This window comes from Nostoc sp. NMS8, from assembly GCF_017115045.1.
In the GTDB taxonomy this organism is placed as follows: Bacteria; Cyanobacteriota; Cyanobacteriia; order Cyanobacteriales; family Nostocaceae; genus Nostoc.
Genome location: NZ_JABXKK010000087.1, coordinates 20,756 through 32,109, shown reverse-complemented (window position 1 = coordinate 32,109; position 11,354 = coordinate 20,756). Strand labels below are relative to the sequence as shown.

Below are 11,354 nucleotides of genomic sequence, written 5' to 3'. Positions count from 1 at the left end.
AGCAATAAAAAAGCCTTCAACTAAAAGCTGAGGGCTTTGATTTAATTAAGGTGCATCTACCATTTATTAATCCGCTTTAGTTATTGCCATATCCGGGAAAATTAGACTTACGACAAAATTATTTCCTGAATTCAAAAATATATTAGCAATAAAAAAGCCTTCAACTAAAAGCTGAGGGCTTTGATTTAATTAAGGTGCATCTACTATTTATATATCCGCTTTAGTGATTGCTGCATCAGGAAGAATTGAAAAAATTAAATATCTGTGGAATTGATTTCGTTAGCTACAGCAGCAGTACTAACCTCAATGAAGAGCATCTACGGTATTTGACTAGGTAACATTGACTAACTTCACAGTAATTTTACAAATATCCTAAATTATCTCTGGATACACAAAGTTTCTGTTAATATCTCCAATAGGATATCCGCAATAGTACGAATATAGTTTATTAGTTGGGTATATGACTATAAAAGTTAGACACACCCAACTTGATGAAGCGATCGCAATTTTTATTAGCCCTTGCTAGTTTTAGTATTGTCGGGGGAAGCTTTCTTATGAAAACAACTTTTAGCAGTACTAGTGAGCCTAAAATCATCACTGATGTCTCACGCTATAGAGAAATTCGTAATCAATTATGGTCTGATAATGACCAGGTAAAACACTTTCCTAATGAGATTCCCACTGATGCCAAAAACGTTCGCATTGCTTACTCTCCTGAAATTTTACAGGGAAGTAGTTTTTTTCAAGTTAGACTAAAAGAGCCACCAAACAAAATTGAAAAATTACTTTCACAATACAGAAATAGTGCCAAGCACAAATATAGGGGTGGTAACACAAATGACCACATCAACCAGCCTAACGGAGTGCCGACAACTTTTTTCTACACCAGTGACTCGCCTACAGAATCTTTCCCACCTACTTATGAAATATTAGTATTAAATACAGATGACAAAGGTAGACCAGGTTTCAAGTGGAATCATGGAGATAGCTACGGCGTGGCTATTAATAGTTCTGCCTCAGAAATCATTTATTGGTCTGAAAAATGGTAATTAGCAATTCAAAATGACTTTGAATCGCCATGAAAAAATCATTCTTGAGAACATCCGACTTTATAAAAAATTCAGTTTACCCAAGTAAGGACATCCTTGATGCTCGATTACTTGATACCCCTGATACTAGCATCAAGCGACTAGCTCGACTTTTCGCTAAATCCCCATTTAAATCTTAAAAAATCCTTAACTCCTAATCCCCAGTTCCCAATTCCAAGGTTTCTGTTATCCATCAGCAAAGATGCTCTTGAGCGTAATTGTATAAGAAGCAAAAAGGTGAGATGATTCTGTTATACAGGAACTCATGTTACTGGTACAGTTAACAGTGTTGTGTTAAATTCCCAATAAATTAAGCAAGAGAGGTGTGCAAAATGAAAAATTTAGTAAAGAATCTCCTTGATGAACGCACAAAATCAATTATTATATCGTCCGATCTATATCAATCTTTACATAATAAAGTGCATTCAAGCAAGCTAGCGGTTGCAGGTAAAAGGCTTGATATTTGTGCTAATGAAGTTGCTATTTATCTGCTTATGGTTGGTAAAGAAAAATATGCCTTGCGTGACAAAATTTGTCTTGAAATTGGCAGTGGGTGGTTACTGACTCATTCGTTAGTATTTTATCTTCTCGGAGCAAAAAAGGTTTATGCAACGGATATTTACCCATTATTACAACTCGACAATATTTTCAAAGCTGTGTGTAAGTCTGTAGATTGGAGCATCTTAGATAGTCTATCTACATTTGAAGATCGCGAGATGATCTATTTACGTTTAAATAAACTACTTTCATTAAAAAATTTCTCTGTAGAAGCCTTACACGACTTGGGTATAGAATACGTCGCTCCAATTGATTTATCTCAACAACTACCTAGCAAAGAAAAAATAGATTTTGTATTTTCCAAATCTGTGTTAGAGCATGTACCAGTTGAGGATGTTGTGCCACTTTTAGAAAATATTGTAAGTAGCCTCTCTGAAGATGGCTTTATGTTTCATCTTATTCATTTAGAGGATCACAAAAATTTAAGTGAAAGACCATTTGATTTCTTTGCTTATCCACAAGAAGCCTATTCGAGAGAATTACAATCCAGGTGGGGAAATCGAATTCGGCGAAGCCAGTGGAAGCAGATATTTTCTAACCTCAAGGATTTAGACTCTAAATTTGTATTTGAGTGGTCATGCCAGCACGGAAAATTACCAGAAAAAATAGACTCTTCTGTTCAATATATAGATGAAGAAGATTTAAGAATATCCCATATTGGTGTATTCGGAGAATTTACATCACTTCCAAAAGTCAAGTCTTAGTAAAGATATTTACTTTGTTTGTGTCCTTCTCTATGAGATGCTGCGCGTAGCTTGCGGCAAACTAGTTTGTGTCTACATTTTTATTTTTTGTACTCAAATATGGTTTAGCGTATCTTCATACAGAATTGGTATGAATATTGCTTTTACCTTTTTGGGTATATCACTTTGGGTAGTTAAAACTTATAGTCAGCATAGCTAAGATTTATAAGTGATTAAAAACTATCTGAATATTTAGAATGCCAACTGCTTTAATTACTGGTGCCTCTAGTGGTATTGGTAAAGCCTTTGCTCAAGAACTAGCTGCACGCAAAACAAATCTTGTACTCGTTGCTCGTTCTGAAGATAAATTAAGCCAATTAGCTAAACAATTACAAGAACAACACAAAATTCAAGTAGAGGTTATAGTCAAAGACCTTACAGAACCTAATGCCGCTGATAGTGTATTTGATGTCACCAAAGCAAAGGATTTAACTATTGACTTGTTAATCAACAATGCTGGTTTTGGCTACTATGGCGACTTTGCCGAAGGGGATGGAGAAAGACAAGTCAAAATCGTACAATTAAACATTTTGGCATTGGTAGATTTAACCCATAAATTTCTACCCTTGATGCGGCAACGCCGTTCTGGAAGCATTATTAATGTATCTTCTATTACGGCATTTCAACCGATACCATACCTTTCTGTTTATGCTGCCAGTAAAGCTTTTATTCTTAGCTTTAGTGAAGCACTATGGGCAGAAAATTATCAATATGGTGTCCGTATTTTAGCCACTTGTCCAGGGCCAATAGAAACAAACTTTTTTGCAGAAGCTAATTTTCCTCCATCACTGGCAAGCAGTACAGATAAAGTATATTCTTCTGAAAAAGTGGTTTGGGAGTCTTTAGAGGCTTTAGAAAAAGGCTATCCAACTGTTATTAGTTCTGATGCTAATACTCAAATTAGAAGCAAATTATCTCGGCTTGTGCCGCGCAAACTTCTGCTGAATATGTTAGCAAAGCACTTTAAAGCTTAAGGAGTTAGGAGTTAAGAGTTAGGAGTTAAAGAAAGTGATAAATTTAAAATTCCTAACTTTTCACTCTTAACTTTTAACTCCTGATTCCTAGTTGATTAGATATATCTTGTTAATTGAACTCGGTAACGATCTTTTTTTGTCACGGCAATTTCCCCAACTTCTAAACGCCCTTTAGAGCGAATGGCGATTAAGTCGCCTGATTTGACTTGAGAACTAGCTTGGGTAATTTCCTTCCAATTGACGCGGACATCACCAGCATCAATGAAATCAACCATTTTGCTGCGAGACATGCCAAAACCAGCAGATGCGATCGCATCTAATCGCAAAGAAGCCTCCACAGTAGTTAATTCTTTTTTCTTGGGTTCCCGAACCCTTAATTCAGTTATCTCAATCCGCTGACTTTTCACAGGAACCGATCGCACCTGTTTCAGACTCATTTCCAAAAATTCCACCAACTCTGGTGCAACAATCGCCTGGGCCCCTCGTTCTCCCAGAACTATTACATCTCCCGTCTTTTCACGAACAATTCCTGTCCCCAACATTGCGCCTAAAAAGTCGCGGTGAGAGGCGGTATCAAACAGGAAATTACCAGCAATTTCCACAGCTACAAGGCTGACTTGAGATTGATCTAAGGGAAGTTCTGAACGAGCGATCGCTATTCTTTGGCGTTCAGCTTGCGGATATCCCCCCCACGCCACCAATTGCACTTCTGTTAATCGGTTAAACACCCGTTGAATTTCCACCAATTCTGGAGGAGAGAGAAAATCTGTCAAAACCACTTCCCAAGTTTTGATTGCTTGTTCTGCTTGGTCGATTACACGAGCTACACTATCTCGATTTTCAACACCTTTTAAAAGTTCTTCTCGTGGCAACATTCTTAAAAATTATGAGTTATGAATTGAGAATTAATCTGCTATAACTATCTTGATTCTAACTTTTTAAAGCAATTATTGACGCGGCATTTTATCTAGTCTAAAAATCTCTCATGGTTTTCTTTTGATAGTTCCAGCACTCAAAGTTTTAATGAATGGCATGAAAGCGCCGTTGCGATCGCCAGTCCTGAACTGGCAGCTGCTTTTAGTGCCGAAACTAATGAAATAGCATTAACCAAACCATCTGCTCAGAGTGACGTGTGAACTCCTATGTCAGATAATCCCTCAGAAAATCCAATAGTGGAGAATGTGGAACCGCCAGAAGTTAAACTGACGGTTCCAGCATTATCTTAGGTTCAATACACAGTATTTGTGTCAGCATAACCTTGGATATTTTCTGGATCAAACTGACGTAATATTCGCGTTGCTTGCCGAGTAAGAGTTTCAGAACCTTGAACAGCAACTAAATATTTACCTGCATCTAAGCGATTGCGATAAGGTAAAGCATCACCACCACCTACGAGTAAACCAACTCCGCCGCCAACAATCACACCACCCATCGCACCACTAGCAGCACCCAGCAGTCCGCCGACAATGTGATTGCCAACTTCACCCGCCCAAGAAAAAGTATCTAAACCTGTGATGAGGCTGAATGTAAAACCTGCAAAAAAGCCAAATGGTATCAGCCAGGTTGCCATCAATTTTGCTTGCTTTTTAGCTTGGTCTTTGGGGTCAATTAAGCCGAACTCATCAGCCGTTTTATACCCCCTCCCCAGGATAGTACTGTTTATGCCTTCTTTTTCTAAGGCTAAGTAAGCAGCTTCGGCTTGAATCCGGTCAGGTAATACGGCAACAAGGTAATTCATTGATTTTACAATTTGTCTAATAGAAGTTTTGCCTTAATTAACAGCGTATCAGTCCTGGTCGAATCAATCTTGTATTGAGTAGGAGTTAGGAGTTAAATGTACATTATCCAATCACTTGAGCAAATCTAGTGGTTCACAAAAATTGTTCACGCCTTGCTTGAGGACATATATTAAAACTGGTGCTGCCAAAATCTTAGGAAAGGTTGGCGTTGTTTTTAAATGTTCCATCATCTTTTGAAGAGAAGTATTAAGTAAATCTTCTCGATATTCTTGTTCGCAAATGACGACACGCCATTTTCTAGCTAAAGCATCTAACCACTCAGAATTTGCTCTTTCTGGCTGTTGTCCAGCGCGGATAGCTAGCGTCATCGCTGCATCTTCTAAATCTCCATCACAGTCTTCAATCAAATCCAGCGCTTCCATATCGCTGGGATCATCTGCTAATTGAGAGCGAAACTGTGCAATCTCTTGAGATGTTACTTTAGTCATGAGTCTTTGACAAGGCGACCGATCTATCACTCAGTTATGCTATATCATTTCACAAAATTCCTGTTACAAATAGGTTTTTTTTGACCAAAAAGCCTCATTCTTCAATGTAATTATTGGAAAATGAGGCTTTTTGAATTTTTAATTAGGATGTTAAAGTCAGTACTTCTAGCGTAATGCTCTGAGGGTAACAGACCGTTGTAACTGAGCTAAAGCGCGATTGTAATCCAAAATTGCTGTGACTCGATTACCTTCAGCTTGGGTGAGGTCGTTTTCAGAGTTAATAACATCAGTTTGAGTGCCTACACCAGCTTGGAATCGCAAACGCGCTAAACGTAGAGCTTCCCTAGCTTGTTCTAAAGCAGTATTAGCGGTTTGAACATTCTCCAAACTAGATTGCTGGGTAGAATAGGCTTGTTCTACCTGAAAGCGAATTTGGTTGCGCTGTTCAGCAAATTGAGTTTCTGCGATCGCAATATTAACTCTTGACTGATCTGCTCTTGCTCTTGCGGCTCCCCCATCATACAAATTTAGGGTTGCCCTAACTCCGAATGAATAACCATCAGTAAAGCTGACATTATCATTGAACTGGTCTAGGATGTCGTAGCTGCCTACCAAACTAATTTGAGGGCCTAGTTCTGCAAGGGCTTGCCGACGCTGTTGTTCGCTGATATTGCGTTGTGCTAACTGCTGTTGCAGTTCTGGACGATTTTGATAAGCCAACACAATACTTTGTTCTAGTGTTGGATTCCAAAGACCAGCTAATTGTACAGGGTCAGCCGCACTGATATTTATCCCTTGGGGCAAACTGATCCGAGTTGCTAATTGACGACGGGAAATTGTCTGTTGGGATCTAGCATTAGTTAAATTTTGTTGGGCATTTGCTAAATTCACCTGCGATCGCAACACATCAAACCGCGTACCAACCCCAGCTCGCTCTAAAGCTTCTGCATCACGCAAACTCGCCTCAGAGTTGACTACAGCCGATTGGGCAATCCGTACTTGTTCATCGGCTTGTTGCAGATTGTAGTAGTCAGTGGCAACATTCAGACGGATTGTCTCAGACTGAGTTTCTACAGCCAACTCATTAAAACGCACTTGTTCTTCAGCCGCTTTGACGCTAGCTTGCACTCTCCCAGAAGTGTAGATATTATATGAAAGTTGTGCCTGACCAGAAAAAGATGTACCAGGTCTATCTTGCTGAGAGGCAAATGGCCCGCTTAATGCGTCCTGAAGCTGACCACTAGAAGACTGACTACGAGTCAGATCGGTGCTAAGTCCCAGAGTGGGCAACAAAGCAGCTTGCGCCTCGCGTAGAGCCGCTCTATTGCGTTCTAGCTCCAATAACGACACCTGGAGATCGTGATTGTTACGCCGTGCTAACTCCAAAGCCTGTGCCAAAGTAATCGGCTGATTCCCCTGAAGTCTCACTTCCTCTGGTTTGGTGGGAAATTGCAGAGGATTTGGGTTAGGAATCAGGTTCTCTGGAATTTGCACCGGCCCTGAGGGTGCAGGAGTTATGGTTGCTGGCACAGTAGTAGGTTGCACCGAACCCCCCGATGTCGGGATTACGGTTCCTGGCACAGTGGTAGGTTGCACCGAACCCCCCGATGTCGGGATTACGGTTCCTGGCACAGTGGTAGGTTGCACCGAACCCCCCGATGTCGGGATTACGGTTCCTGGCACAGTGGTAGGTTGCACCGAACCCCCCGATGTCGGAATTACGGTTTCCGGTACAGTGGGAGTTAGCGTCGAATCTGTCGGAACGGGAGTATTACTTTGAGCCACGAGGCCAATAGCATTTTGTTGTAAGCAGGTGCTTGAGGCCAGTAGCAAATTAGTCGAGGAGTAAGTTTTGCTTTTTCCTAACTCCTGTGGACACCTCTGCGCTGACAACAGTTTTGCTGTTCCTCCACCTGTGGCTGAAGTTTGTAAAAATGTTTGTAACTGAGTAACAGTATTTATCTTTTGACCGACTGGCTGCTGTGCAGAAGACAGAGACAAAATTTCTTTTTGGACAGAAGCGGGTTTTGAAGTGTAGTTAGGAACTAGCATCTTCTTTAATTTCTGCCCATTCAGGTCTGAATTACTCTGTTTTTGCTTGCTTTGAGCAAAATGGCTCACATCTGGCTGTTGAGAAGGATTAGAGGTAGGTGTCAGACTTAAAAATCTACCTTCATCTTTCTTCATTAGCAAAACAGTATTTTCAGCCGTAAATACTGGAATACTGCTATTACTTAAAGGCTTCACACTGAGTTTAGTAAAACCAAAAGTAGGTACTAGGGTTGGAACACTAACATTTGCACTGTTGGGCAGTTGCGTATTCATAGTGTCTACAGCCAAGTGTTGACCATAAGTAGAAGTCAAAACACTAGGAGAAGACGCCAGTTGTACCTTAGTTAATTTCGCAGTACCAGCCCAAGCAGGCTGAGTTGTTAATACCGCTGCCGTTACACCAGGTAAGAAGCTATAAAATAATTGCTGTCCTTTCACCGCATCCCCTCACACGAAAATCAATCTAGCGGCAGAAAACCTTTCTTCACCACAGAATATAGCACGATACTAAACTTAGGAAAGAATATACTACGATACTAAATTTAGGGTTCGGAACTCTGTTTGTCTTCAAAACGTCTAACAATGCGAGAAAGTTCCGCCTTTTCATCGATACTAACGCGAGTAGGAGCACCGCTGATAATCCGTTCGTAGTTTCGGAAAGAATCTTTGATATCGGGCCCGTCAGCAGTAATATTATACTCACGAATTCCCTTATCGTGCCAAGAACCTCTCATTTTAAAAACGTTAATTGCCCGCGACATTTCGCCGCGAATTTCTACGTATTGTAACATTATAATTGTATCGGTAATCGTGGAAATATGAGAGTCAGTAATGGAATGCGCTCCCAGAAATTGGTCAGTTGTGTTAGTAAAGAAACCAGTAATTTCTTCTTGTTTAGCATAACCCGTCACCCCAATTACAAACTGCCGAAATGCATTATTGCTCACTCCTCTAGCTAGTGCTGAAAGGGAATCGATAGCGATGCGAGCAGGTTTGAAGATTGCAATTTCTGATTTAATAATTTGTAAGTGGTCTTCTAAGCCAGTTGATTCGGGATAGGTACAGATGATTTTGAGTAAACCTTGATCTTCTAATTCTTCAAAATCAATTCCCCAAGAGGAAGCATTACGAGATAGTTGGGCCCGTGATTCTTCATAAGCAAATAATATCGCCTGTTCTCCATTGAGGCAGGCATCTTGAATAAACTTACTAACTAACAAGGTTTTGCCTGTACCTGTGGCCCCTGTTGCTAAAATGATGGAATCTTTAAAGAAACCACCACCACACATTTCATCTAAGGTTTTAACACCAGAAGATACCCTGACATTAGAAGATCGTTGAGTTAAGCGCATTGCTCCCAGTGGGAAGATGTTAACTCCTTCATTAGTAATTGTGAAGGGATATTCTCCTTTCATGTGAGTTGTACCGCGCAACTTGAGAATTTCAATTGTGCGACGGCGGCGTTCTCCTTCTAAAACGTTGCGAACAATTACTACATTATCAGAAACAAATTCTTCTACTCCGAAAGAGGCAACGGGGCCATATTCTTCACCTCGTTCAGTAGTAATTACAGTGGTAACACTCAGCAGTTTGAGACGGGCTACTAGGCGAAAAATCTCGCGTCGCACCACTCCCATTGCTTCATACTGCTGAAATACTGCTGTTATTGAGTCGATAGAAACTCGTTTAGCTTTATATTTACGAATCGCATATTGCAAGCGTTCAATGAGTGCAGAAAGGTCAAAATTTCCAACTATATCTTGACCTTCTGGATCAGGAGAAGCATCAAGAATAAATAACTTGCCTTCTTCAATTAGACGTGGCAAGTTCCAGCCAAAAATATTGGCATTTTTAATAATATCACTAGGCGATTCCTCAAAGGTAACAAATACTCCGGCTTCATCAAAGTAGGTGATACCGTTATAGAGAAACTGAAGAGAGAATAAAGTTTTGCCTGTGCCGGAAGTGCCGCTAATCAAGGTAGTTCTACCAATTGGTAAACCACCATGACTAATATCGTCAAATCCTTCGATCATCGTCCGAATTTTTTCTAAACCCCCAATTCTCGGTGGTTGCGTTGGTTCTAATTGCTCGTTTTCACTCATTGCTTGATAATAAATTTGGATGAAAACCTGTTTTTTATGAATAAAGTTTGTACTAATTTTTTATGATTAAATTTTTACTCTTCAATATCTTCTTCACTCAGTTCTTCATAGAGCAAATCTAATCCAATCAATACTCTTTCTCTATCGGAAAGATCCCCGATAATTTTGCGAACAGGTGGAGGCAAAATTTTAGATAATGTTGGAGTTGCTAATATTTTATCTTCTTCCGCCAGTTGTGGGCTTTTTAGTACATCGATCACTTTCAAAGCATAAACACCTTCAAATTCCTGTTCTAAAATGTCTTTGAGTGTTTTTAATGCTCTGACTGAATTAGGGGTGTTCCCTGCTACGTAAAGCTTAAGAACGTAGGTTTTTCTGAGTTTCTTCATATATTTATATCGCTAGTCACGAGCATAAAAATACAATATCTTTCGCACATCAAGACAAGTTTAACATTGATGAATTTAATTTATTTAGAAATCGAACTGCGATAGACTTCACACAGATGAGCTAGGATATCTATCAAGGTTAGACGATAATCAAGTAGCGTTTCATTGCTCCTGCCTTCTAACTTTAGTTGGTTAGAAAAGTCTTCAATTACCTCCATGTGAATTTCAATTATTTGTGGCACAGGAATATTAGCATAAAATATAGTATTGATAAATTTATCAATTTTATCTTTAAGTGTTTTATCTGTGCTAAAATAATCTATAAGAATCAGGCTATAATCCGATTTAAGCTGTCTTAATAATCCTTGCCTTTCTGCTAGAGTCATCTCCTGGAAATGTTGTTGGCTTTTTTGCATCTGACTGGCAAACACATAGACGTACTTGCCAGTGTATGCCTTACTTGGGTCTTGTTGCAGCCAATTTGGGAAATAGTTGATGTTTACAGTGGCAGTTGCACCAACGGGTAGGTAGGAAAACTGGGCAATAATAGCGTCGAGCAAGTTCCACACCCATGCGATCATTTTTTTTTGGTTGGCTAAGTCAGCTAAATTATCTAAACATTTGTTAACATCGGGTTGCAGAATCAATATCGGTAATAACATCTACTCTTAAATATATTTATTTGATCGCCCGAACAAATAAAGGTGGGCTGATAAATTTGGCTAACGCTTCTAGGGTAATACTGGCTGTACAGTAAACTGGTGATTCCATACCGAAATAACGCTCTGTGTTAGCAGATAGTGTTAGTTAATCAACAACCTAGTACAAAAAGGCAAAAGTAAAAAGAAAGAATACTTATTTTGTAAGCTTTCTGGCTATTTTAAATTGGTGGTTTATTTACGCCGTGTGGTATTAGTGCCGCAATTGAGTACTAAGACTTAGTACACGTCACCGTAAAAGAGATTCGGAAATATCGAAGGTTGATGTTAGGTTTTACTACGTACCCCTATGGAGAAATTGCTACCACTCACCTTACGAATGATTAACTTCCATACTATTCTTGTGGTGGGCTGTACTTTGATGATGAGCTATCTGTCAGCATAGAAAGACACAGTAGCTAATTTATTATTTGCATATTTATGTATATAAAGAGATAGATTTTTGGATTTTGCTCCTTGATAAGATACTTAAACGAACCTAAAGGATTGTCGCGTTCTA

At 39.5% G+C, this 11,354-nt stretch carries 10 protein-coding genes; 3 read left to right on the top strand and 7 right to left on the bottom strand.

Features of this window, described 5'->3' with window-relative positions; genetic code table 11:
* The first annotated feature begins 491 nt into the window (after positions 1 to 491).
* The 3 genes from HWQ39_RS17440 (at position 492) to HWQ39_RS17430 (ending at position 3,363) form a co-directional block, all read left to right on the top strand.
* Entirely contained in the window at positions 492 to 1,049 is a 558-nt protein-coding gene (locus tag HWQ39_RS17440) for a hypothetical protein (protein ID WP_292847526.1), read from the top strand.
* Positions 1,050 to 1,420: 371 nt separating this feature from the next.
* A complete protein-coding gene (locus tag HWQ39_RS17435) occupies positions 1,421 to 2,350 on the top strand; it encodes a hypothetical protein (protein WP_292847523.1) in 930 nt (309 codons plus the stop codon).
* 236 nt (positions 2,351 to 2,586) lie between these two features.
* Positions 2,587 to 3,363: an SDR family oxidoreductase gene (locus tag HWQ39_RS17430; RefSeq protein ID WP_292847520.1), complete on the top strand. Its 777-nt coding sequence runs from the start codon at positions 2,587 to 2,589 to the stop codon at positions 3,361 to 3,363.
* 95 nt (positions 3,364 to 3,458) lie between these two features.
* Here HWQ39_RS17430 and HWQ39_RS17425 read toward each other — a convergent pair whose 3' ends face one another.
* The 7 genes from HWQ39_RS17425 to HWQ39_RS17395 all read right to left on the bottom strand — a co-directional run bounded on the left by HWQ39_RS17425 (position 3,459) and on the right by HWQ39_RS17395 (position 10,798).
* Complete coding sequence (locus HWQ39_RS17425) at positions 3,459 to 4,238, bottom strand: photosystem II S4 domain protein (RefSeq protein ID WP_292847517.1); 780 nt, start codon at positions 4,236 to 4,238, stop codon at positions 3,459 to 3,461.
* A gap of 353 nt (positions 4,239 to 4,591) precedes the next feature.
* Positions 4,592 to 5,101: a hypothetical protein gene (locus HWQ39_RS17420; RefSeq protein ID WP_292847514.1), complete on the bottom strand. Its 510-nt coding sequence runs from the start codon at positions 5,099 to 5,101 to the stop codon at positions 4,592 to 4,594.
* A 111-nt stretch (positions 5,102 to 5,212) separates the two neighbouring features.
* Positions 5,213 to 5,590 (bottom strand): hypothetical protein, encoded by a 378-nt coding sequence (locus HWQ39_RS17415; protein ID WP_292847511.1) that lies wholly within the window; start codon positions 5,588 to 5,590, stop codon positions 5,213 to 5,215.
* Positions 5,591 to 5,755: 165 nt separating this feature from the next.
* Positions 5,756 to 8,080, bottom strand: a complete 2,325-nt coding sequence (locus HWQ39_RS17410) for a TolC family protein (RefSeq protein WP_292847508.1) — start codon at positions 8,078 to 8,080, stop codon at positions 5,756 to 5,758.
* A gap of 104 nt (positions 8,081 to 8,184) precedes the next feature.
* The gene (gene kaiC / locus HWQ39_RS17405; protein WP_292847505.1) at positions 8,185 to 9,747 is read right to left on the bottom strand and encodes a circadian clock protein KaiC; all 1,563 of its coding nucleotides are present in this window, start codon (positions 9,745 to 9,747) and stop codon (positions 8,185 to 8,187) included.
* A gap of 74 nt (positions 9,748 to 9,821) precedes the next feature.
* Positions 9,822 to 10,136: a circadian clock protein KaiB gene (kaiB, locus tag HWQ39_RS17400; RefSeq protein ID WP_179066879.1), complete on the bottom strand. Its 315-nt coding sequence runs from the start codon at positions 10,134 to 10,136 to the stop codon at positions 9,822 to 9,824.
* Positions 10,137 to 10,216: 80 nt separating this feature from the next.
* Entirely contained in the window at positions 10,217 to 10,798 is a 582-nt protein-coding gene (locus HWQ39_RS17395; RefSeq protein WP_292847501.1) for a KaiA family protein, read from the bottom strand.
* Positions 10,799 to 11,354 lie beyond the last annotated feature (556 nt).